General features: G+C 63.5%; 17 protein-coding genes. 12 read left to right on the top strand and 5 right to left on the bottom strand.

Annotated elements, in window-relative coordinates; all coding sequences use genetic code 11:
* Nucleotides 1–365 precede the first annotated feature (365 nt).
* The 4 genes from C8K66_RS29595 to speA all read left to right on the top strand — a co-directional run bounded on the left by C8K66_RS29595 (nt 366) and on the right by speA (nt 4,634).
* The gene (locus C8K66_RS29595) at nt 366–1,343 is read left to right on the top strand and encodes a DUF2333 family protein (protein ID WP_371928174.1); all 978 of its coding nucleotides are present in this window, start codon (nt 366–368) and stop codon (nt 1,341–1,343) included.
* 2 nt (nt 1,344–1,345) lie between these two features.
* Nucleotides 1,346–1,882 carry an NUDIX hydrolase gene (locus C8K66_RS29590; RefSeq protein ID WP_046384846.1) on the top strand — a complete coding sequence of 179 codons (537 nt, stop codon included), beginning with the start codon at nt 1,346–1,348 and terminating at the stop codon, nt 1,880–1,882.
* 322 nt (nt 1,883–2,204) lie between these two features.
* Entirely contained in the window at nt 2,205–2,576 is a 372-nt protein-coding gene (locus tag C8K66_RS29580) for a translation initiation factor Sui1 (RefSeq protein ID WP_017849660.1), read from the top strand.
* 144 nt (nt 2,577–2,720) lie between these two features.
* Nucleotides 2,721–4,634, top strand: coding sequence for an arginine decarboxylase (speA, locus tag C8K66_RS29575; protein WP_057005974.1), 1,914 nt, complete (start codon nt 2,721–2,723; stop codon nt 4,632–4,634).
* A 134-nt stretch (nt 4,635–4,768) separates the two neighbouring features.
* Here the strand turns inward: speA and C8K66_RS29570 are convergent, their stop codons facing one another.
* Complete coding sequence (locus tag C8K66_RS29570; RefSeq protein ID WP_108526670.1) at nt 4,769–6,106, bottom strand: MATE family efflux transporter; 1,338 nt, start codon at nt 6,104–6,106, stop codon at nt 4,769–4,771.
* 501 nt (nt 6,107–6,607) lie between these two features.
* Here C8K66_RS29570 and C8K66_RS29565 point away from each other — a divergent pair.
* A complete protein-coding gene (locus C8K66_RS29565) occupies nt 6,608–11,509 on the top strand; it encodes an alpha-2-macroglobulin (protein ID WP_046384843.1) in 4,902 nt (1,633 codons plus the stop codon).
* Between the two features lie 194 nt (nt 11,510–11,703).
* Here C8K66_RS29565 and C8K66_RS29560 read toward each other — a convergent pair whose 3' ends face one another.
* Nucleotides 11,704–11,997, bottom strand: coding sequence for a hypothetical protein (locus C8K66_RS29560; RefSeq protein WP_017849656.1), 294 nt, complete (start codon nt 11,995–11,997; stop codon nt 11,704–11,706).
* 90 nt (nt 11,998–12,087) lie between these two features.
* Here C8K66_RS29560 and pbpC point away from each other — a divergent pair, with 90 nt between their 5' ends.
* The 5 genes from pbpC to C8K66_RS29535 all read left to right on the top strand — a co-directional run bounded on the left by pbpC (nt 12,088) and on the right by C8K66_RS29535 (nt 16,857).
* Nucleotides 12,088–14,418 (top strand): peptidoglycan glycosyltransferase PbpC, encoded by a 2,331-nt coding sequence (gene pbpC, locus C8K66_RS29555; protein ID WP_108526669.1) that lies wholly within the window; start codon nt 12,088–12,090, stop codon nt 14,416–14,418.
* A gap of 158 nt (nt 14,419–14,576) precedes the next feature.
* The gene (locus tag C8K66_RS29550; RefSeq protein WP_017849654.1) at nt 14,577–14,885 is read left to right on the top strand and encodes a MazG-like family protein; all 309 of its coding nucleotides are present in this window, start codon (nt 14,577–14,579) and stop codon (nt 14,883–14,885) included.
* Entirely contained in the window at nt 14,878–15,627 is a 750-nt protein-coding gene (locus C8K66_RS29545) for a methyltransferase (protein WP_017849653.1), read from the top strand. Before C8K66_RS29550 ends, C8K66_RS29545 begins: the two co-directional genes overlap by 8 nt.
* Before the next feature lie 24 nt (nt 15,628–15,651).
* A complete protein-coding gene (locus C8K66_RS29540) occupies nt 15,652–16,254 on the top strand; it encodes a DUF4136 domain-containing protein (protein ID WP_046384841.1) in 603 nt (200 codons plus the stop codon).
* Nucleotides 16,255–16,299: 45 nt separating this feature from the next.
* Nucleotides 16,300–16,857, top strand: a complete 558-nt coding sequence (locus tag C8K66_RS29535; protein WP_046485731.1) for a DUF4136 domain-containing protein — start codon at nt 16,300–16,302, stop codon at nt 16,855–16,857.
* Nucleotides 16,858–16,892: 35 nt separating this feature from the next.
* Here C8K66_RS29535 and C8K66_RS29530 read toward each other — a convergent pair whose 3' ends face one another.
* Together C8K66_RS29530 and C8K66_RS29525 are read right to left on the bottom strand one after the other, a co-directional pair.
* Nucleotides 16,893–17,741, bottom strand: coding sequence for a MaoC family dehydratase (locus tag C8K66_RS29530; protein WP_079442754.1), 849 nt, complete (start codon nt 17,739–17,741; stop codon nt 16,893–16,895).
* 2 nt (nt 17,742–17,743) lie between these two features.
* The gene (locus tag C8K66_RS29525) at nt 17,744–19,096 is read right to left on the bottom strand and encodes a 3-oxoacyl-ACP reductase (RefSeq protein WP_108526668.1); all 1,353 of its coding nucleotides are present in this window, start codon (nt 19,094–19,096) and stop codon (nt 17,744–17,746) included.
* 114 nt (nt 19,097–19,210) lie between these two features.
* Between C8K66_RS29525 and C8K66_RS29520 the strand changes: the two genes are divergently transcribed.
* Both C8K66_RS29520 and C8K66_RS29515 read left to right on the top strand, forming a co-directional pair.
* Entirely contained in the window at nt 19,211–20,488 is a 1,278-nt protein-coding gene (locus C8K66_RS29520; RefSeq protein WP_017849648.1) for an acetyl-CoA C-acetyltransferase, read from the top strand.
* 135 nt (nt 20,489–20,623) lie between these two features.
* Nucleotides 20,624–21,523 carry a PA4780 family RIO1-like protein kinase gene (locus tag C8K66_RS29515; protein ID WP_108526667.1) on the top strand — a complete coding sequence of 300 codons (900 nt, stop codon included), beginning with the start codon at nt 20,624–20,626 and terminating at the stop codon, nt 21,521–21,523.
* Nucleotides 21,524–21,918: 395 nt separating this feature from the next.
* Here the strand turns inward: C8K66_RS29515 and cueR are convergent, their stop codons facing one another.
* Nucleotides 21,919–22,320, bottom strand: a complete 402-nt coding sequence (gene cueR / locus C8K66_RS29510) for a Cu(I)-responsive transcriptional regulator (protein ID WP_026140370.1) — start codon at nt 22,318–22,320, stop codon at nt 21,919–21,921.
* Between the last annotated feature and the right edge of the window lie 2 nt (nt 22,321–22,322).

Raw genomic sequence — 22,322 nt, 5'->3', positions numbered from 1 at the left:
TGGTGGCTCTATGCTAGCACCTCTTTTCGGTTACATGAGTGTCATACGTCAATTAACTGCGAGTCCCTGGCATTCATTTAGTGACTAATTGGTCGTGCAGCGGAAAACGCGCGCATCCTTTATAGTCGAATGCCCCCTGGGCGTCCGTTGGATCATAGTTGTAGGGCGAAAAGCCCCGCATTGACGGGCACGATGGGGTAGGGTTGCTGTCGGAGTGTTTGAACGCACGCCGTCGATTGAAGTGCATGAACTCAAGTGATTGAAAGGATATCGCCATGCTGGACTGGAAAAACCGTGCAGGCAGTGCCAAAGGCCCCGCCCCTGAACCCAAGTCGGCCAACCGCAGCTATTTGCGTAGCGTGCTGATGAGCCGAGCGGTGCTTAGCGTACTCGGCTTGTATCTGTTGGTCACCGGTGCTTTGGGTTGGTACTGGAGCGAAGAGCCGGCGCTGTTCCCGGTCCAGCAGAACGCCCAGCTTGCCGCTGAAAAGGAAGGCAAGCAGATGGTGTTGGGTTACACCACTGTGGAAACCCTCAAGACCGTGGCCGGCACCTTGCTCAACAAGCCCGGGGGCTATATTTCCAACGACCGTTTCCCGCCGGGCCTGTGGATGGACAACATGCCAAGCTGGGAATACGGCGTACTGGTGCAGGTGCGTGACCTGACCCGCGCCTTGCGTAAGGATTTCGCCCGTTCTCAGTCGCAGTCGGCGGAAGACGCCGACCTGGCCAAGGCCGAGCCGCGTTTCAACTTCGACAACAAGAGCTGGGTGCTGCCTTCCAGCGAGTCGGAGTACCAGGAAGGCATCAACTCCCTGAATCGCTATGAAGTGCGCCTGTCCGACCCGAACCAGCGCGGCGCCCTGTTCTACGCGCGCGCCGACAACCTCAACAACTGGCTGGGCGATGTCGCCACACGCCTGGGTTCGTTGTCGCAACGTCTGTCGGCCAGTGTCGGCCGGGTCAAGCTGAACACCTCACTGAAAACCGAAGCGCTGGCGCCGGGTGAAGTGCCGCAGCTCGATGAAGAAGTGGTGGAAACCCCATGGATGCAGATCGACAACGTGTTCTACGAAGCCCGCGGCCAGGCCTGGGCCTTGTCCCACCTGTTGCGCGCCATCGAAGTCGACTTTGCCGACGTGCTGGCCAAGAAGAATGCGACGGTCAGCGTGCGCCAGATCATTCGTGAACTGGAGGCTTCGCAAGAGCCGGTCTGGAGCCCGATGATCCTCAACGGCAGCGGCTTTGGCATATTGGCCAACCACTCGCTGGTGATGGCCAACTACATTTCCCGGGCCAACGCGGCGGTGATCGACTTGCGTCAGTTGCTTAACCAAGGGTGATGATGGACGTGACTCAAAAGGAGGCCGCGCACCGCGCAGCCTCCGATGCGGAACTGATCTGCTGGGTCGACGAGCACGACAACCCGCTCGGCGCCCTGGTGCGCTCCGACCTGCGCCAGCGCGGCCTGATCGGCCGTTGCACCTTTATCTTCCTGTTCAACTCGGCAGGTGAACTGTGCGTACACCGACGCACCCTGAGCAAAGCCCTGTACCCCGGTTTCTGGGACACGGCGGCAGGCGGGATGGTGGCGGACGGCGAGAGTTATGCCGAGTCGGCCGCCCGCGAGCTTGAAGAAGAGCTCGGCGTGGGCGGGGTGGAGTTGGTCGAGCATGACCATTTCTACTTCGAGGACGGCGACAGCCGACTTTGGTGCAGATCCTACTCCGCCGTGTGGGACGGTGCGCTGTGCCTGCAGCCTGAAGAAGTCATGGAAGCGCGCTTTTTACCCCTTGAAATTGTCCTGCAGGAAGCGCAACAAAAGCCCTACTGCCCTGACGCGCAAGAGGGCTTGCGGCGCTATCTGGCCTCACGTCGCTAAAGTTGTATAAATTGGCGCGATTTGGCTCTTAGCAAGTGAGCTTTTTGTGGTTACACTGCGCGACTTTTCACCCGAACCACCCTTGTTCCACCCCCTGATTCCTGTAGGAGCGAGCTCGCTCGCGAAAACCTCAAGCGCGCTGTGGGCATCCTGAATGTCCGCGTCATCGTTGGCGATCTTCGCGAGCGAGCTCGCTCCTACAGGAATCGGGGGCAATGACATGGGGGGGGCGGTAGCGCTGCCCCTGCCTGAGTGGGGCTTCGCGGTCGGCAACCGCCTGAGCGTTTGCCGATCAGTCTTTGTCCTCACAAGAGGATTGCCGGTGGCCAAAAAAGCCGCATCCTTCGCCGCCCTCGGTGGCCTGGTATTTTCCACCGACGCAGGTCGACACTGCCCGGACTGTCGTCAGCCCGTGGACGCCTGTACCTGCAAACAAACCCTGATCCCCGAAGGCGACGGCATTGCCCGCGTGCGACGCGAGAGCAAAGGCCGTGGCGGCAAGACGGTGACCACCATCACCGGCGTACCGCTGGCCGAAGACGCGCTGAAGGAACTCGCCACCACGCTGAAAAAGCGCTGTGGCACCGGTGGCGCGTTGAAAGACGGGGTCATCGAGATCCAGGGCGATCACGTCGAGTTGCTGTTGGCCGAGCTGATCAAGCTCGGGTACAAGGCCAAGAAGTCCGGCGGCTGACAGCCTCTTTCCAACCAGTGTCTAAACTCTGTCCTGCGAGTGGGGTCTGACCTTACTCACAGGCAAATCGTCATTTTCATTCTTTAGACTGCGCCAGCCTCCAACGAGGGGCGGCGCCTTCGACTTCATTTATAGGGGACTTCAATGTCCGTACGACGCACACGCAAAGACGATGGCAGCCAATGGACAGTTGCGGACAGCCGCAGTGTTTACGGGATTCGTCATTGGGGGGCCGGGTATTTCGCGATCAATGATGCCGGTCGCGTTGAAGTCCGTCCGAACGGCCCGAAAAGCACGCCTGTCGACCTGTACGAGCAAGTCGACGAGTTGCGCAAAAGCGGCTTGTCCTTGCCGCTGCTGGTGCGTTTTCCTGACATCCTGCAAGACCGCGTGCGCCAGTTGACCGGTGCGTTCGATTCGAACATCGAGCGTCTGGAATACCAGAGCAAATACACCGCGCTGTACCCGATCAAGGTGAACCAGCAGGAGGCGGTGATCGAAAACATCATCGCCACCCAGGACGTGTCCATCGGCCTGGAAGCCGGCTCCAAGCCGGAACTGCTGGCCGTGCTGGCCCTGGCGCCGAAAGGCGGGACCATCGTCTGCAACGGTTACAAGGACCGCGAATTCATCCGCCTGGCGCTGATGGGCCAGAAGCTGGGTCACAACGTGTTCATCGTGATCGAGAAAGAGTCCGAAGTTGAGCTGGTGATCGAAGAAGCCGCCAACCTCAAGGTCAAGCCACAGGTCGGCCTGCGCGTGCGCCTGTCGTCCCTGGCGTCGAGCAAGTGGGCCGACACCGGCGGTGAGAAATCCAAGTTCGGGCTGTCGGCGGCGCAACTGCTGTCGGTGGTCGAGCGCTTCCGCGCCGCCAGCCTGGACCAGGGCATCCGCCTGCTGCACTTCCACATGGGCTCGCAGATCGCCAACCTGGCCGACTACCAGCACGGGTTCAAGGAAGCCATTCGTTACTACGGCGAACTGCGCAACCTCGGCCTGCCGGTGGACCACATCGACGTCGGCGGCGGCTTGGGCGTGGACTACGACGGTACTCACTCGCGCAACGCCAGCTCGATCAACTACGACATGGACGACTACGCCGGTGTCGTCGTGGGCATGCTCAAGGAGTTCTGCGACGCGCAGAGCCTGCCGCACCCGAACATCTTCTCCGAGAGCGGCCGTTCCCTGACCGCCCACCACGCCATGCTGGTGGTGCAAGTCACCGACGTCGAGAAACACAACGACGAAATGCCGCAGATCGAGAACAAGGAAAACCTGCCGGAAACCGTGCAATGGCTGGTGGACCTGCTCGGTCCGACCGACATCGAGATGGTCACCGAAACCTACTGGCGCGCTACTCACTACATGAGCGACGTGGCCACCCAGTACGCCGACGGCAAACTGACCCTGGCGGAAAAAGCCCTGGCTGAACAGTGCTACTTCGCCGTGTGCCGCCGCCTGCATAACTCGCTGAAAGCGCGCCAGCGTTCGCACCGCCAGGTGCTCGACGAACTCAACGACAAGCTGGCGGATAAATACATCTGCAACTTCTCGGTGTTCCAGAGCCTGCCGGACACCTGGGCCATCGGCCAGGTATTGCCGATCCTGCCGCTGCACCGCCTCGACGAAGAGCCGATGCGCCGCGCGGTATTGCAGGACTTGACCTGCGACTCCGACGGCAAGATCAAGCAATACGTCGACGAGCAGAGCATCGAGACCAGCCTGCCGGTACACGCGCTGAAAGAGGGCGAAGACTACCTGCTGGGTATCTTCCTGGTTGGCGCCTACCAGGAAATCCTCGGTGACATGCACAACCTGTTCGGTGACACCGACTCGGTGAACATCTATCAGCGTGAAGACGGTTCGGTGTACAGCGCCGGGATCGAGACCCACGACACCATTGAAGACATGCTGCGTTATGTGCACTTGTCGCCGGAGGAGTTGATGACGCATTACCGTGACAAGTGCGCCAGCGCGAAGATCAGTGCCAGCGAGCGCACGCAGTTTCTGGATGCGTTGCGCTTGGGTCTGACGCGTTCGTCTTACCTGTCCTCCTAAGCACCCATCCTTGTAGGAGCGAGCTTGCTCGCGAAAAACGTTCAGGCAACACGGGCATCCAGACAGCCCATGTCATCGTTGACGATCTTCGCGAGCAAGCTCGCTCCTACAGTGACAGTGACAGTGAGGGGGGCTTATGCCAGCCACTGATTCTGTCGGTTCAAACGCCAGGCAATCGTCCAAAGCGTAAGACTGCGCAGGGCCATGAACAGCAGGAAGCTGATCCACAGGCCGTGGTTGCCGTAGCCCTGCAACAGCCAGGCGAATGGCAGCAGGATCAGCACCGTCAGCAGCATACCATTGCGCATTTCCCGCGCGCGCGTGGCGCCGATGAACAGCCCGTCCAGCAGATAACTCCACACCGCAATCAACGGCAGCACCGCCAGGTATGGCAGGTAGATGTCGGCGGTTTCGCGCACGCTGGGAATGTCGGTCTGCATGGCGATGAACAGGTGGCCGGCGAAGGTGAAGAGCAGGGCGAAACCGACGCTGGCGATCAGCGACCAACCGCAGGCGACCACTAATGAGCGGCGCAACGCCTGACGGTCGTGCGCGCCAATGGCATGGCCGCACAGGGCTTCGACCGCATGGGCCAGGCCGTCCAGGGCGTGGGCCGTCAGCAGTAGGCCGTTGAGCAACAGCGCGTTGGCGGCCACGGTGGCGTCGCCCAGGCGTGCGCCTTGCACCGTGATCATGAAAAACACCGACTGCAATGCCAGGCTGCGGATAAAAATATCGCGGTTCACCGCCAGCAGCGGGCGCCAGCTGTGCCAGCGTTGCAAGGCGGCCCAGGCGATATGCCCGGGGTAGGCGCGCAGGGCTTTTTGCGTCAGGGCCAGGCCGAGCAGGGCGCCGGTCCATTCGGCGATCACCGAGGCGCGTGCGGAGCCGACGACGCCCCAATCCAGGCCGAGGACGAACCACAGGTTGAGGGCGATGTTGACCAGGTTGGTGGTCAGCAGGATCGCCAGCGGCGCGCGGGCGTTTTGCGTGCCGAGGAACCAGCCGACCAAGGCATAGCTGGCCAACGCGGCGGGCAGGCCGAACAGGCGGGTGTGGAAGAACTCGCGGGTCAGTTGATTGAGTTCGGGGGAGGGTTGCATCCATTCCAGGGCCAGGTGGCTCAGCGGGATGCCCACTGTACCGAGCAACATCGCCAGGCCCAGCGCCAGCAACAGACCTTGCAGCAGGATTTGCCGCAGCGCCGCGCCATCGTTGCGCCCGGCGGCCTGGGCGGCGAAACCGGTGGAGCCCATGCGCAGAAACCCCATGGCCCAGGCCAGGAAGGTATACAGGCTGCCCCCGACCGCCACGGCGCCCAGTTGGTGGGCGTGGGGCAGGTGGCCGATGACCATGCTGTCGACCAGGGCCACCAGCGGTACCGAGATGTTCGACAGGATCATCGGCGCGGCCAGGGCCCAGACGCGGCGGTGGGTGGGGCGGTGGCGCCAGTCGGTCAGTAAGGTGGACATGCAGGCTCCTTGGGGGAGCGGCATTGTAACTGTCCCCCCAGCACGCCGCAGAACCAATGTGGAATGGGGGGTTAAATGTGGGAGGGGGGCAAATGTGAGGAGGGCCAAATGTGGGGAGGGCCAAATGTGAGGAGGGCCAAATATGAGGAGGGTCAAATGTGGGAGGGGGCTTGCCCCCGATGGCAGTGGATCAGCTACAAATAAGCTGACTGACTCACCGCCATCGGGGGCAAGCCCCCTCCCACATTTGGCCTCATTCCACATTTAGCTCTCATTCCACATTTGGCCTCATTCCACATTTGGCCTCATTCCACATTTGGCCCTCATTCCACATTTTGATTTTTTGTGATTTTGATCTTTTGTGTTTGTGGGATTTGGCTTGGATCGCGTGACGCGAAGAACCAAACTGCCCTCCGTCGGTCAATGTGACCAGCGCCACATCGGCTTGGCTGGCGCTGATATATAGTTCATCCCTCGGTTCCCTCTGACGACGAGTGCCCCATGCTTAACAAAGGACTGTTCCTGGCTTGCGCGCTGGCCCTGCTGAGCGCCTGCGATTCTTCCGATAAACCGACTGCGCCGAGCGCGCCGGCAGCCGCGAGCAGCGTGGCGCCGAAGCCGGCCAAGGCGGCGGTGGATGTGGCGGCGCTGAAGCAGCGCTACGCCGGGCGTGAGTTGAGTGTGGTGGACGTGTCCGAGGTGCAGTTGGACGGCGCCAGCACCTTGTCGGTGAGCTTTTCCATTCCGTTGGATCCGGAGCAGAAGTTCGCCGACAAGCTGCATCTGGTGGACAGCAAGTCGGGCAAGGTCGACGGCGCCTGGGAGCTGTCGGATAACCTGATGGAGTTGCGCCTGCGCCACCTGGAGCCGCAGCGCAAGTTGGTGCTGACGGTCGACCCGGGCGTGCGCGCGGTGAATGACAACCTGTTGCCCGCCGAGTACGTCGCCCGCCTGGAAACCCGTGACCTGCAAGCCACCGTCGGTTTCGCCAGCCGTGGCACGCTGTTGCCCACGCGCCTGGCCGAGGGGTTGCCGGTGATTGCGCTGAATGTCGACAAGATCGACGTCGAATTCTTCCGGATCAAGCCCGAATCCCTGCCATCGTTCCTCGCCCAGTGGGGGCGCAATACCAGCCTGCAAAGCTATGAATCGCGCGAACTGCTGCCGCTGGCCGATCTGGTCTACGGCGGCCGCTTCGACCTGAACCCGGCGCGCAATACCCGCGAAACCCTGTTGCTGCCGATCGCCGGCCTCAAGCAACTGCAGCAGCCGGGCGTATACCTGGCGGTGATGCGGGCGTCGGGCACCTACAACTATTCGCAACCGGCCACGCTGTTCACCTTGAGTGATATCGGCCTGTCGGTTCACCGCTACGCCAATCGCCTGGATGTGTTTACCCAGGCGCTGGACGGTGGCAAGGCGCTGGATGGCGTCGACCTCGAAGTGCTCGACGCCGAGGGCCGGGTGGTGGGGCAGGGCAAGACCGAGCAGGGCGGTCACGCCGAATTGCCGTTGCCGAAAAAGGCCCAGGTGCTGCTGGCCAAGCAGGGCGAACAAACCAGCCTGTTGCGCCTGGACAGCGCCGCGCTCGATCTGGCGGAGTTCGATATCGGCGGCCAACCGTCGCACCCGCTGCAGTTCTTTGTGTTCGGCCCACGCGATCTGTATCGCCCTGGCGAAACCGTGCTGCTTAACGCCTTGCTGCGCGACAAGGACGGCAACGCGGTCAAGCCGCAGCCAGTGAGCGTCGAAGTGCGCCGCCCGGATGAGCAGGTCAGCCGCAAATTCGTCTGGGACGCCGACGCCTCCGGCCTCTATCAATATCAACTGCAATTGGCCGGCGAAGCGCCGACCGGGCGTTGGCAACTGGTGTTCGACCTGGGCGACGGCAAGCCGCAGTTGTACGAGTTCCTCGTCGAAGACTTCCTGCCCGAGCGCCTGGCGCTCGAACTCAAGGGCAGCGACACGGCATTGAGCCCGGCGGATAACCCGGTCATTCAGGTCAACGGCCGCTACCTCTACGGCGCGCCGGCGTCGGGCAACCGGGTCAGCGGGCAGGTGTATGTGCGTCCGCTGCGCGAGGCGGTGAAATCGCTGCCGGGTTACCAGTTCGGCTCCGTCACCGAAGAAGAGCTGAGCCAGGATTTCGAACTGGATGAAAGCGTGCTCGACGCCAAGGGCCAGGAAGCCCTGACCCTGGAAAGCAAATGGGCCGACGCCAAGTCGCCGCTGCAACTGATCGTGCAAGCCAGCCTGCATGAGTCGGGCGGGCGGCCGATCACCCGGCGCCTGGTGCAGCCGATCTGGCCGGCCGAGCAGTTGCCGGGCCTGCGCGGGCTGTTTGACGGCAAGGAAACCAACGGCGACGGCCCGGCGGAATTCGAAGTGCTGCTGGCCAACCAGGACGGGCAGAAACTCGCCGCGAAAAACCTCAAGGTCCGCCTGGTGCGCGAGCGCCGTGACTACTACTGGAATTACTCGGACAGCGACGGCTGGAGCTACCACTACAACGAGAAATTCCTCAACCTCGACGAACAGAGCCTGGACATCAAGGCCGGCGACACCGCCAAAGTCAGCTTCCAGGTGGAGTGGGGCCCGTACCGCGTCGAGGTCGAAGACCCGCAGACCGGGCTGGTCAGCAGCCTGCGCTTCTGGGCCGGCTACCAGGCCCAGGACAACACCGAAGGCGGCGCCGTGCGCCCCGATCAGGTCAAGCTGGCGCTGGACAAACCCGCCTATGGCGACGGCGATACCGCCAACGTCACGGTGACGCCGCCGGCGGCCGGTAAAGGCTACCTGCTGGTCGAGTCCGCCGAGGGGCCGCTGTGGTGGCAGGCGATCGACGTGCCGGCCGAGGGCAAAAGCTTCGCCGTGAAACTCGACCCGAAATGGGCGCGCCATGACCTCTACGTCAGTGCCCTGGTGATCCGCCCCGGCGAGCGCAAAGCCAACATCACCCCCAAACGGGCGGTGGGCCTGCTGCACCTGCCGCTGGATCGCACCCAGCGCAAACTGGGGCTGACCCTCACCGCGCCGGAAAAAATGCGCCCCAAACAAGCGCTGACGGTGAAAGTTACCGCGAAAAATGCCGACGGCAGCGTGCCCAAGCAGGTGCATGTGCTGGTGGCGGCGGTGGACGTGGGCATCCTCAATATCACCGAATACCCGACGCCCGATCCGTACTCCAGCCTGTTCGGCCGCAAGTCGTATGGCGTGGACCAGTTCGACATCTATGGTCAACTGATCGAAGCCGGCCAGGGCCGCCTGGCGAGCCTGGCCTTCGGCGGTGACGCCGCATTGGCCAAGGGCGGCAAACGCCCGGACACCAGCGTGACCATCGTCGCCCTGCAAAGCGCACCGGTGACGTTGAACGCGCAGGGCGAGGGTGAAGTCAGCGTCAATATCCCCGACTTCAACGGCGAGTTGCGCCTGATGGCCCAGGCCTGGAGCGATGACCGCTACGGCATGGCTGAAGCCAAAACCGTGATCGCCGCACCGCTGATTGCCGAACTGTCGGCGCCGCGCTTCCTCGCGGGCGGCGACCAGACCAGCTTGGCGCTGGACCTGTCCAACCTGTCGGGCAAGGCGCAAAAGCTCGACGTGCAACTGAGCGCCGAAGGGCAACTGGAACTGGTCGACAACGCCGCGCAATCGCTTGAACTGAAACAGGGCCAGCGCACCACGCTGCGCATCCCGGTGAAAGCCTGGGGCGGTCTGGGGCAGGGCAAGCTCAAGGTCACGGTGAATGGCCTGGACCTGCCCGGTGAAAACCTGCCGCCGTTCAGCCGCGAATGGACCTTGGGCGTGCGCCCGGCCTATCCGGCCTTGCTCAAGCACTATCGTGCGGTGCTCAAGGAGCAGCCGTGGAGCTTGCCGGCGGGGGCGCTCGATCAATTCGACAGCGCGGGGCGCGAGGCGTTGTTGAGCCTGTCGAGCCGGCCGCCGTTGAACCTCGGCGCGCAAATCAGTGCGCTCAAGGCTTACCCCTACGGTTGCCTGGAGCAGACCGCCAGCGGCCTGTACCCGTCGCTGTATGCCGACGATGCCTTGCTCAAGCGCCTGGGCATCAAGGGTGAGCCGGACACCGAGCGCAAACGCAAGATCGAGCTGGGCATCGAACGCCTGCTGGGCATGCAGCGCTACAACGGCAGCTTTGGCTTGTGGGGCGCCGATGGCGAAGAGGAATACTGGCTGACCGCCTATGTCACCGACTTCCTGCTGCGCGCCCGCGACCAGGGCTTCGCCGTGCCGCCGCAAGCCTTGAAGAAAGCCAGTGAGCGTCTGCTGCGTTATGTGCAGGAGCGCAACCTGATCGAAGTTGATTACAGCGACAACGCCGAGCACACCCGCTTCGCTGTGCAGGCCTACGCCGGCCTGGTACTGGCGCGCAGTCAGCAGGCGCCGTTGGGCGCGTTGCGCAGTCTGTTCGAGCGGCGCAGCGATGCGCGCTCCGGGTTGCCACTGGTGCAACTGGCCATCGCCTTGCAGAAGATGGGCGACCAGCCGCGCGCCGATCAAGCCTTGCTCGCAGGGCTGGCGGCGCAGCGCAATGCCAAGGAATGGCTGGCCGACTACGGCAGCCCGCTGCGCGACCAGGCGATGATCCTGGCGTTGCTCGAAGAAAACGACCTGGCCAAGGGCAAGCGTGAAGAGCGCTTGTTCACCTTGTCGGATCAATTGGCGGCCAGCCCGTACCTGTCGACCCAGGAACGCAACTCGCTGTTCCTGGCCGGGCGCCTCGGGTTCGCCCAGCCCGAGTCGAATTGGCAGGTGTCGCTCACCGGCAGCGGCGGCGTGCGCGAATTGAATAATCAACAGTCGACGCTGGCGTTGACGGGCGCGCTGCTGTCCAGCGACCTGAGCCTGCGCAATCAGGGCGAGACGCCGGTGTACCAGCAGTTGACGATCTCGGGTTATCCACAAGTGCCACCGGCCGCTGGCGGCGACAACCTGAGCATCCGCCGCGAATACCTGGGCATGAACGGCCAGCCGCTGAACCTGCGTAGCCTCAACAGCGGCGACCTGGTGCTGGTGCATCTGGCGGTCAGCGCCAAGCAGCGTGTACCGGATGCCCTGGTGGTGGACCTGCTGCCGGCAGGCCTGGAGCTGGAAAACCAGAACCTCGCGCAAAGCGCCGCAAGCCTGGAAAACGCCAGCAGCCAGGTGAAGGAATGGCGCGAGTCGATGCAGAACGCCTCGCTCAAGCATCAGGAGTTTCGTGATGACCGCTACGTGGCGGCGATGAACCTGGATGGCTATGGCACCACGCACTTGTTGTATCTGGCGCGGGCGGTGACGCCGGGGACGTATCGGGTGCCGCCGCCGCAGGTGGAGTCGATGTATCGGCCGAACTGGCAGGCGGTGGGGGAGACGCCGGTGGATCTGGTGATCAAGGGGCGTTGAAAGCTCGATGTGGAATGGGGGCTAAATGTGCAGTGGAGGCTAAATCTGGGAATGGGGCTAAATGTGGAATGAGGGCTAAATGTGGGAGGGGGCTTGCCCTCGATGGCGGTGGGTCAGTCACCTGATGCATTGACTGAAATACAGCTATCGGGGGCAAGCCCCCTCCTACAGGGATTGGTGGGGTTTTTTTGGGGTTAGTGGACTACCCAGCTGAGTAGCCACAGGCCGAGCATCAGCCAGATGATGCCCATGATGATCGATGCGCGCATGAAGGCGCGTACCGCCGAGTACAGCAGCATCAGGCCGAGGATCAGGGTAATGATGCTGATGATGGAAGTGTCCATGCCCAAGGTACGCGACAGGCCATCGATAAAGTTGCCACCGGCGTGGGTCAAGGCACCGAAGATGCCGCTGAGGCCGTCGACGATAAAACGGATGACGGAACCGAGCGCCTGGCCCAACCATTCGAAGAAGCTTTCTACCTGCATGTGTGTGTCCTGATGAGAAGGTGGGCGTGTCTGTGCCTTTGGTTGTTATTGCGACAGGCTAGTTCCCTACAAGCATAGAGGTTTGCCCGTTTGAGTTTGCGTTTAGTTGCTCGCTGGACCCTCGCGAGCCTGCTCCTGATGATTGCCCTGCTGTGGTTGGCCGACCGCATCTGGCCCCTGCCGCTGCCCAGGGACGACCTGGCGCGGGTGGTGCTGGCCGAGGATGGCACGCCGTTGTGGCGGTTTGCCGATGCCAATGGCGTGTGGCGTTACCCGGTGCAAACCGCTGAGGTGTCGCCGTATTACCTCGATGCGTTGCTCACCTACGAGGACCGTTGGTTCTACCAGCACCCCGGCGTAAACCCGTTGGCGCTGGCGCGGGCGACGTGGCAGAACCTGACCGGTGCGCGGGTGGTGTCGGGCGGCAGCACCTTGTCGATGCAGGTCGCCCGTTTGCTCGATCCCCATTCGCGCACGTTCCACGGCAAGCTGCGCCAGCTGTGGCGCACTGCGCAGTTGGAATGGCATTTGTCCAAGGCCGAGATTCTCAACCTGTACCTGAACCGCGCACCGTTTGGCGGCACCTTGCAAGGCGTGGCGGCGGCCAGTTGGGCGTATCTGGGCAAGTCGCCGGCGCAACTGACCCACGCCGAAGCCGCCTTGCTCGCGGTGTTGCCCCAGGCGCCGAGCCGCCTGCGCCCCGACCGCCACCCCCAGCGCGCCCAGGAAGCGCGGGACAAGGTGCTGCGCCGCCTCGGCGAGTTCCAGGTATGGCCGTCATCGGCAGTGGCCGAAGCGCTGGAAGAACCGTTGCTGCTCGCGCCGCGCCTGGAGCCCAGCCTGGCGCCCTTGCTCGCCCGTCGCCTGAACCGCCCCGACAGCCCGCCGCTGATCCGCACCACCCTGGATGCCACCCTGCAACGCCGTCTCGAAGACCTGCTGCTGGGCTGGCGCGCGCGTTTGCCGGAATACACCTCGGCGGCGATCCTGGTGGTGGAGGAAGACAGCATGGCCGTGCGCGCCTACCTCGGCTCGGTGGACATCAATGATGCCAAGCGCTTCGGCCATGTGGACATGATCAGCGCCCTGCGTTCGCCGGGCTCGACCCTCAAGCCCTTCCTGTATGGCATGGCCCTGGACGACGGGCTGATTCACTCCGAATCGCTGTTGCAGGATGTGCCCAGGCGCTATGGCGATTACCGGCCGGGCAACTTTTCCATGGGCTTTACCGGCGCGGTGCCGGCGAGCACGGCGTTGTCCAGTTCGCTCAACCTGCCGGCGGTGCAGTTGCTGGAAGCCTACGGGCCGAAGCGCTTCGCCGCGCAGATGCGTATCGGCGGGGTGCCGCTGGCGCTGCCGGCGTTGGCCGAGCCGAACCTGGCGCTGATCCTGGGCGGCGCGGGCAGTCGGCTGGAAGATCTGGTGAGCGGCTACAGCGCTTTCGCCCGCGACGGCAGGAGCGCCACGATTCGATTACAGCCGGACGATACGCTTAAAGAACGGCCTTTACTGTCGCCAGGGTCCGCCTGGATTGTGCGGCGTATCCTCAGCGGCCAGGCGCGGCCCGACCGCGACCCGCGTGCTGAACTGGTGCAGCGCCCGGTGCTGGCCTGGAAAACCGGCACCAGCTACGGGTTCCGCGATGCTTGGGCGATCGGCGTGGGGCCGCGCTATTTGATCGGCGTGTGGATCGGCCGCCCCGACGGCACGCCAGTGCCGGGGCAGTTCGGCTTGGCCTCGGCCGCGCCCTTGATGTTGCAGGTACACGATGTGTTGACCAACCGCGACAGCCAGCGTGGCATCAGCGCGCCGGTCAAACCGGTGCCGGCAAACGTCGGCGTGGCGGCGATCTGCTGGCCGCTGGGCCAGCCCATGAGCCGCAGCGATCCGAATTGCCGGCGCCAGCGTTTCGCCTGGACGCTGGACAACACCACACCGCCGACCTTGCTGGCACTGGATCAACCGCTGGGTGTGGGCTTGATGGAAAGCGTCTGGGTCAACCCCAAGGGTTTGAGGGTGGACGCCCATTGCCCGGGCGCGCAGTTGAAGAACATTGCCCTGTGGCCCGCGCCGTTGGAACCCTGGCTACCGCGGGCCGAACGCCGCGACGCACGCTTGCCGGCCGCGGACCCCGATTGTCCGCCGCCGGCCCTGGCGGCGTCCTCGCCGTTGTCGATCGTCGGCGTGCGCGAAGGCGATCAACTGCGCCTGCCCGCCGCCAGCCAACAGGCGCTGCGCCTGAAGATCTCGGCGCTGGGCGGCAGCGGCCGGCGCTGGTGGTTCCTCAACGGTGCGCCGTTGGGCGACAGCGCCAACCAGGACAGCATCAACGCCAGTTTCGAGCAATTGGGCCGCTACCAGCTCAGCGTTCTCGACGAGGCCGGCCAAACCGCCCGAATCGAATTCAGCGTCGTCGACTAGACCCCATCACCGCCAAACCAGCCCCCACATTCTGATTTGCGAATCCATTCAAATGTGGGAGCAGGCTTGCCTGCGATAGCGCCCTAAAGTCCATCCCCCCGGATTCACTTGCCTTCATCCCTGATCCCCCCGAAGCTATACCCCTTCAGGAGCCCCTCATGAACCTCGAACACCTCACCGAACGCCTGCATCGCATCCGCGATACCAACGATTGGAAACAATTCCACAGCCCGAAAAACCTGGCCATGGCCGCCAGCGTGGAAATGGCCGAGTTGGTGGAAATCTTCCAATGGCTCACCGAAGACCAGTCGCGCCAGTTACCCGCCGACACACTCGCCCATGCCGGCCAGGAAGTCGGCGATATCGTGCTGTACCTGCTGTTGCTGTGCAGCGAGTTGGGCCTGGACATGAACGAGGTGGTGCGCGCCAAGCTGGCCGACAGCGAACGGCGGTTTATCCATGAGTGATCGTCACTTCGACCAACTGGCCACGCGTTTTGCCGAGAAGATCTACGGCGGCGCCAAGGGCGCGATTCGCCTGGCGGTGTTGCAGGCCGACCTCACCGAAGCCCTGCCGCAACGGCCGTTGCGTGTGCTGGATATCGGCGCGGGCCTGGGGCACATGTCGCTGTGGCTGGCCGAGCGCGGGCATCAGGTGACCCTGGCCGAACCCGCCGAGCCGATGCTGAGCGGTGCGCGCCAACGCTTCGCCGAGGCGGGGCAGAGCGCGACCTTCATCCATGCGCCCTGGCAAGACCTGCTCGGCCAACTCACCGAACCCTACGATGTGGTGCTGTGCCACGCGGTCCTCGAATGGCTGGCCGAACCCCACGCTATCCTGCCCGTGCTGCACCAGTTGACGGTGCCTGGCGGCTGGCTGTCCCTGGCGTTCTACAATCGCGATGCGCTGATTTACCGCAACCTGCTCAAAGGCCACTTCCGCAAAATGCGCAAGAACGACATGGCCGGCGAAAAACAGAGCCTGACCCCGCAGCAGCCGCTCGACCCGCGAGAGCTGGCGGCGCAACTCGAGGGGCTTTGGCAGGTCGAAAGCCAGAGCGGCGTGCGGGTGTTCCACGATTATATGCCGGTGGAATTCCAGGCCCGCGTGGCGTTGCAGGATGTGCTGGAGATGGAGCTCGCCCATCGTCGTCACCCAAGCTTTGCCGGACTTGGGCGTTATTTGCACTGGATCTGCCGTCCGGTTTAAGCGGCCCAGTCAGTGGAGGTCGAAATGCGTCGTTTCGGGTTAATCCTGTTGTTCCTTGGGCTGGGCGCCTGCTCCAGCCCCAATCCCTACGTGGCCACCTCGGCGCCGATGCCGCCGGCTCCGGCCCAGGCGGCCAGGACCTTTGATGCCAGCGCCTACCCCGCGCCGGTGCGTGACTACGGCGCCTACCGCATTTGGGCCTGGCGCAACGGCCAGTTGCCAGCGGGCACGGCCTGGGCGGACTCGGCGCAGATTGCCGAAGCGGTCAGCGGCGCCCTCGACCAGCGAGGCTTGCGCCCCCTGCACGACAACCGCGCGCCCGACCTGCTGGTGAGCGCCGACGTGCATCTGGAGAAGCGCCTCAAGCAGGTCCAGGATGACTACGGCTATGGGTACGGTGGCTACAATCGTTATGGCAATGGCTACGGCATGTACAACTCGGCGCCGATCGTGCGTACCTATGAAGTTCAGGTCGTGGTGGTGCGGGTCAATCTGTTCGATGCACGCAGCGGTCAGCCGGTGTGGAGCGCCAGCGCCGAAACCGGCAGTCAGGGCAGCCTCAGTGAGCGAGCGGATGCGTTGCGCAAGGCTGTGCAAAAGGCAATGACGGCGTATCCTCCCAGTTAACAGCTATTCTCATTTAATGCCCGGGTCGCTCGTTGGAGAACCATCATGTTTGGACGTATCGCAACGCTCGCTTTGGTCGTGCTGCTGGGCGGTTGCCAGACCAGCCAGGTCAACCACGATTTCGATGCCAGCCGGGACTTCGGCGCCTACCGCAGCTGGGCCTGGAAAGACCCGGCGCTGCAATACCGTCCCGATGATCCGCGGATCAAGAGCGACCTCACCGAACAACGTATCCGCCAGGCCGTCGGTGAACAACTCGACCAACGCGGCCTGCGCCCTGCGGCGGCGGGCACCCGGGCGGACCTGAATGCGCAGGCCTACCTGATCGTCGAAGACCGCCAGCAACAAGTCAGCACCAACTACGGCGGCGCCTGGGGCGGGCCGTGGAATGGCTACTGGGGCGCGCCGATGTACAACGAAACGCGCAACATCACCTACAAGGTGGCGACCATCCAGATCGATCTGCTCGACGGCAAGGACGGCAAACTCGTCTGGCGCGGCAGCGACGAGCAGATCATGGCCAGCTCGCCCGAGCCGCAGGATCGCAGCAACGCCATCCGCAAGACGATCGCGCGAATCCTTTCCAGCTACCCGCCGCGCTGACACGCTGTTGCCCCGAGAGGGATGAGCGGCCGGTTTCAGCCAATCGGCTGCCACCGGCCGACCATGTGCTCAATCTCCCCCGCGCCTTTCAACCACAACTGGCCACTGGAACCGGCGACGCTGGCGTGCAGGGTGACCTCGCTGGGCAGACGCACCGGTTTCTTGAATTCGACCTCTATTTCGATATTCGCCGCAGGCAGGTGCTCGCCGAGGGCGGCGAGGGTGCGCGCCTTGTTCCACAGGCCGTGGGCGATGGCTTGGGGGAAACCGAATAGTCTGGCGGTCAGGGCGCTCAAGTGGATCGGGTTGTAGTCGCCGGACACCCGGGCGTAACGACGGCCGATATCGGCCGGGGCTTTCCAGCGGGTCAGTTCGCTGACCTGGGTGGGCGTGGGCAAGGCGTCGTCCGCCGCTGCGCCGTCGAGCTTCACGCCACGGCAGAGCATGCGGCTCTGCGCTTCCCACAGCAGGCCGAGGGCATCTTCGGCGGTGGTCACCAGCTCAAACGTTGCGCCTTTGGCGTGGGGTTTGAGATGGTGTGCGTGGACGGCGATGGTCAGCTCACTCACCGCCCCCAAGGGCCGATACACACGGATGCGATTGCGCAGGTGGACCAGCCCCAACAACGGGAACGGAAACGATGGCGCCGTCAGCAGTTTTAACTGCAGGCCGAACGCCAGCACCTGCGGATACGTCGCCGGCAGCATCGGGCTGTCGGCAAAGCCACACACGTGGCGATACGCTGCCACCTGCTCGGGGTTGACGCTCACGCGGCAGCGAAACCCGTGCTCGGGCAAATGGCTGCCGGTGATCCTGCGCTTGAGCGCCGCGCGCCAGTACAACGGCATAAGCTGCGGCGGGTGGTCCAGGGTGGTCCAGTCCATGCTTACGCTCCCAGTACACTTTGCCCACACACCCGCAGTGCCTGGCCGCTGACCGCGCCGGAACCCGGCTGACCGAGCCAGGCGACCGCTTCGGCGACGTCCTGCGGCAAGCCGCCCTGGCCCAGGGAGCTCATGCGGCGCCCGGCCTCACGCAGGGCGAAGGGGATATGCGCGGTCATCTGGGTTTCGATAAAACCGGGAGCCACGGCGTTGATGCTGATCCCTCGCGCTTTCAACAGCGGCGCCCAGGCCTGGGCCAAGCCGATCAGCCCGGCCTTGCTCGCGGCATAGTTGGTTTGCCCGCGGTTGCCGGCAATCCCGCTGATGGAGGCCAGCAGCACCACGCGTGCGTTGTCGTGCAGGGTGCTGCTGTCGAGCAGGGCCTTGGTCAGCACTTGCGGCGCATTGAGGTTGACCGCCAGCACGGCGTCCCAGTATTCCGGGGTCATGTTGGCGAGGGTTTTGTCGCGGGTGATGCCGGCGTTATGGACGAGGATGTCGAGGCCGTCCGGCAGTTGTTCGATCAACTGGCGGGCGGCGTCTTCGGCACAGATGTCCAGCACGATGCTGCGCCCTCCCAGGCGCGCCGCCAGGGCTTCGAGGTCAGCCTTGGCCTGGGGCACGTCCAGCAGAATCACCTCGGCGCCGTCGCGGGCGAGGGTTTCGGCGATGGCGGCGCCAATGCCGCGCGCCGCGCCGGTGACCAGCGCCTTACGCGCGGCAAGCGGGCGGGTCCAGTCTTCGACGGGGGTGGCGCAGGCTTCCAGGCGAATCACCTGGCCCGAGATGTAGGCACTTTTGGGCGACAGGAAAAACCGCAGCGCCCCTTCCAACTGGTCCTCGGCACCTTGGCCGACCGACAGCAATTGCAATACGTCGCCGTTGCGCAGTTCTTTGGCCAGGGAGCGGCTGAACCCTTCGAGGGCGCGCTGGGCGCTGGCGGCGAACGGGTCGCTGAGACTTTCCGGCGCGCGGCCGAGGATCACCAGGTGCGCGCTGTGATCGAGGTTTTTCAGCAGGGGCTGAAAGAACTCGCGCAATTGCTTGAGCTGGTCGGTGTGTTGCAAGTCGCTGGCGTCGAACACCAGCGCCTTGAGCTTGGGGCCATGCCCGGGAATCCAGGCCGGGGCTTCCAGCGGCCCGGCGCCGTAGCTATAAATGGCCTCGGTGAGTTTGTGCGCAAACGCCAGCACCTTGGCCGCCAGTGCCCCGCCGCCGAGCAGCAGCGCGCCGTCGACCGGGCGCAGACGCCCGGCTTGCCAGCGCTCCAGGCGTACCGGTGACGGCAGGCCAATGGCGGCGACCAGGCGATGGCCGAGGCTTGAGTTGGCGAAGTCGATATAACGGTCAGACATGGAACGCTCTCCAAAGGCTGGGGTTCAAAGGGTTGACCACCTCGCGGCGGCAGTCGTTCGATTGAGCCTAGGCTAGTCTGAACGACTTACCCCACAACCGACAGGGAGCTTTCCATGACTCAATTGCGCCGTGTAGCGATCATTGGCGGTAATCGCATTCCTTTCGCCCGCTCCAATGGCCCGTATGCCACGGCGAGCAACCAGGCGATGCTGACGGCGACCCTCGAAGGCCTGATCGAGCGCTACAACCTGCACGGCCTGCGCCTGGGCGAGGTGGTCGCCGGCGCGGTGCTCAAGCACTCGCGCGACTTCAACCTGACCCGCGAATGCGTGCTGGGTTCGCGCCTGTCGCCGCAAACCCCGGCCTATGACATTCAGCAGGCCTGCGGCACCGGGCTGGAGGCGGCGTTGCTGGTGGCCAACAAGATTGCCCTGGGCCAGATCGAATGCGGGATTGCCGGTGGGGTGGACACCACGTCCGACGCACCGATCGGGGTGAACGAAGGGCTGCGCAAGATTCTGCTGCAGGCCAACCGCAGCCAATCCTTGGCGGACAAACTAAAACTTTTGTTACAACTCCGTCCCCATCACCTCAAGCCGGAGCTGCCGCGCAATGGCGAACCCCGCACCGGTTTATCCATGGGCCAGCACTGTGAGCTGATGGCGCAGACCTGGCAGATTCCGCGCGCCGAGCAAGACCAGCTCGCCCTGGAGAGCCACCAGAAAATGGCTGCGGCCTACGCCGAAGGCTGGCACAACGATTTGCTCACCCCGTTTCTGGGCCTGACCCGCGACCACAACCTGCGCCCCGACCTGACCCTGGAAAAACTTGCCGGCCTCAAGCCCGCCTTCGAGCGCAGCGCCAAAGGCACGCTCACCGCTGGCAACTCCACGCCGCTGACGGACGGCGCCTCCCTGGTGTTGCTCGGCAGCGAAGCCTGGGCCAGGGAGCGCGGCTTGCCGATCCTGGCTTACCTGCGCGATGGCGAAGCGGCGGCGGTGGATTTCGTCAACGGCGCCGAAGGCCTGTTGATGGCGCCGGTGTACGCCGTGCCGCGTTTGCTGGCGAGGAATGGCCTGACACTGCAGGACTTCGATTACTACGAGATCCACGAAGCATTCGCTGCCCAAGTGTTGTGCACGCTCAAGGCCTGGGAAGATGCGGACTACTGCAAGACGCACCTGGGGCTGGACGCGCCGCTGGGTTCGATCGACCGCAGCCGCCTCAACGTCAAGGGCAGTTCCCTGGCCGCCGGCCATCCGTTTGCCGCGACGGGCGGGCGTATCGTCGCCAACCTGGCCAAGCTGTTGGACGTCGCGGGCAAGGGGCGCGGGCTGATTTCAATCTGTGCCGCCGGAGGGCAGGGCGTGACAGCGATCATTGAACGCTGAATTGCGTGGAAAACTGGCATATTGGATGCATTCTTCGGTGGTCAAAGCTCGGTAGCCCCTCCCCGAGGCGAGCCGATTGCCGTATAACGAGTGCCATACGCGTGTTTGGTAATAAAGGACCCACAATAAAAGCTGATGAAGACTCCTAAACGCATTGAACCCCTGATCGAAGACGGTCTGGTCGACGAAGTGCTGCGCCCACTCATGAGTGGTAAAGAAGCAGCTGTTTATGTGGTGCGCTGCGGCAACGAATTGCGTTGCGCCAAGGTTTACAAGGAGGCGAACAAACGAAGTTTTCGTCAAGCGTCCGAATACCAGGAAGGCCGAAAGGTCCGTAACAGCCGGCAGGCCCGGGCCATGGCCAAGGGCTCCAAATTCGGTAAGAAAGAAACCGAAGATGCTTGGCAGAACGCCGAAGTCGCGGCGTTGTTCCGCCTGGCCGGCGCGGGCGTTCGCGTGCCCAAGCCGTATGACTTCCTTGAAGGCGTGCTGTTGATGGAGCTGGTGGCCGACGAGTACGGCGATGCGGCACCGCGCCTGAACGACGTGGCGCTGGAGCCGGACCAGGCGCGCGAGTACCACGCGTTCCTGATCTCCCAGATCGTGCTGATGCTGTGTACCGGCCTGGTGCATGGTGACCTGTCGGAGTTCAACGTACTGCTCACGCCGACCGGCCCGGTGATCATCGACCTGCCCCAGGCGGTGGATGCGGCGGGCAACAACCACGCGTTCAACATGCTGGAGCGGGATGTGGGCAACATGGCTTCCTACTTCGGGCGCTTTGCCCCGGAGCTGAAGAAGACCAAGTACGCCAAGGAAATGTGGGCGCTGTACGAAGCCGGCACCTTGCACCCGGCCAGCATCTTGACCGGCGAGTTCGACGAACCGGAAGAACTGGCCGACGTGGGCGGCGTGATCCGCGAGATCGAAGCGGCGCGACTGGACGAAGAGCGGCGCCAGGCGGCTCGCGCGGCGGATGATGCGCCACCGAGCAAAACGCCTGACGAACCACCGCCACCGCCTTGGATGCAGTGACCCCCAAGCTGTTGTCGATATAAACAGTGTGGAAGTGATCTTCAAACAATTGGAGATCTAAAAAGTGTAGAAGTGATCTTCAGGTAATTGGAGATCTAAATGTGGGAGGGGGCTTGCCCCCGATAGCGCCATGTCAGTCGATACGTATATTGACTGATCCACCGCTATCGGGGGCAAGCCCCCTCCCACATTGGTTTTGTGTACACCCCTTACCCCCTTCAGGCGCAGCAACCTCCCGACGTGTAGAAGTGATCTTCAGGCAATAGAAGATCTAAAAATGTGGGAGGGGGCTTGCCCCCGATAGCGCCGTGTCAGTCGATACGTATATTGACTGGTCCACCGCTATCGGGGGCAAGCCCCCTCCCACATTGGTTTTGTGTACACCCCTTACCCCTTCAGGCGCAGCAACCACCCGACGCCAATTCCTTGAGAATCGGACAGTCCGGCCGATGATCGCCGTGGCAGTGTTCCACCAGGTCCTGCAACGTATCGCGCAACTGCCCCAGCTCCAGAATCTTTTGGTTCAGCTCCTCGATATGCTGGCGCGCCAAGGCCTTCACATCGGCGCTGGCCCGTTGCCGGTCCTGCCACAACGTCAGCAGCTTGCCGACTTCTTCCAATGAAAACCCCAGGTCCCGCGAGCGCTTGATGAACGCCAGGGTGTGCAAATCGTCGGCACCGTACACGCGATAGCCGCTCTCGGTGCGATGGGCGGCTTTGAGCAGGCCGATGGATTCGTAGTAGCGAATCATCTTGGCGCTCAAACCGCTTGAACGCGCCGCCTGGCCGATGTTCATGC

Source organism: Pseudomonas sp. GV105, assembly GCF_003058185.1.
GTDB classification, from domain to species: Bacteria; Pseudomonadota; Gammaproteobacteria; order Pseudomonadales; family Pseudomonadaceae; genus Aquipseudomonas; species Aquipseudomonas veronii.
This window is presented reverse-complemented; position numbering and strand designations above follow the sequence as displayed.